This is a genomic window from Bradyrhizobium sp. SBR1B (assembly GCF_014198205.1).
Taxonomy (GTDB): Bacteria; Pseudomonadota; Alphaproteobacteria; order Rhizobiales; family Xanthobacteraceae; genus Bradyrhizobium.
Window position 1 is genome coordinate 1 of sequence record NZ_JACIHC010000083.1, and the last position, 1,106, is coordinate 1,106.

The 1,106-nt window shown below is 64.7% G+C and carries 2 protein-coding genes; both read left to right on the forward strand.

The window, feature by feature from the left end:
• On the forward strand, nt 1-563 hold a 563-nt coding region (locus GGD61_RS40175; RefSeq protein ID WP_183232552.1), incomplete at its 5' end, for a transposase.
• 14 nt (nt 564-577) lie between these two features.
• A partial coding sequence (locus tag GGD61_RS40180; RefSeq protein WP_183232553.1) for an ATP-binding protein occupies nt 578-1,106 on the forward strand: 529 nt, incomplete at its 3' end.

Genomic DNA, 1,106 nt, shown 5'->3' on the forward strand with positions numbered 1-1,106 from the left:
CAGAGGACTACGAGTTCGCCGAATGGCGGCTTGCCCGGGTCTCCACGGATTATCATGTCGAGTTCGACCGCTTCTTCTATTCCGTGCCGCACCGGCTCACCCGCCAGCAGGTCGATGTGCGAGCGACGGCCCGCACCATCGAGATATTCCATCGCGGCCAACGCATCGCAGTCCATCAGCGTCGCTATGGCGGCTCCCGCTTTGGAACCGATCCCAACCATATGCCGTCCTCCCATCGTCGCTACGCCGAGTGGACGCCCGATCGCTTTCGTCGCTGGGCCGCCACGATTGGCCCGCACACCGAGAGCCTGATCACCGCCATCCTGGCCAGCCGCCCGCATCCCGAACAGGGCTTCAGGACAAGCCTGGGCGTCATGCGTCTTTTTCCCGACATCGACTGCAGACGCGCCGAGGCCGTCTCGGCTCGCGCCGTCGCCATCGGCGGGCTGACCTGCAAAAGCGTCACCTCGCTCATCGCCACTTACAAAGCCCCGCACGAGACCGACGAGGCCCCTGCCGTCATGGAGCACGCCAATCTGCGTGGCCCCGGATATTTTCATTGAGGAGACAATCGAAAATGCTGAACAATCCCACCATCGATATGCTGCGCGATCTCGGCCTGCACGGCATGGCTGCCGCCTTTCAGAACCTGCAGACCCTGCCGGAAGCCCACAGTCTCGAACACAGCGAATGGCTCGCCCTCCTCATAGAGAGCGAGGTGACAACGCGTCGTCAGAAGCGTTTCGAGGCCCGTGCCCGCGCCGCCAGGCTGCGCCACGACGCCCAGGTCGAGAATGTCGATTTCCGCGCCGCCCGCGGCCTCGACCGCAACCTCTTCCTCAAGCTCGCCGGCTGCGACTTCATCCGCCAGCAGCACAATCTGCTGCTGATTGGCCCCGCGGGCGTCGGCAAGAGCTGGCTCGCCTGCGCGCTTGGCCACCAGGCCTGCCGCGAAGATCTCTCCGTCGCCTATCACCGCGTGCCACGGCTCTTCGCAACGCTGGCCCTCGCCAGAGACGACGGCCGCTACGGCCGCCTGCTCAAGGCACTGGCAAAGCCGGACCTGCTCATCCTCGACTTATGTGCAGCCCGCAGTGATGTGGAGT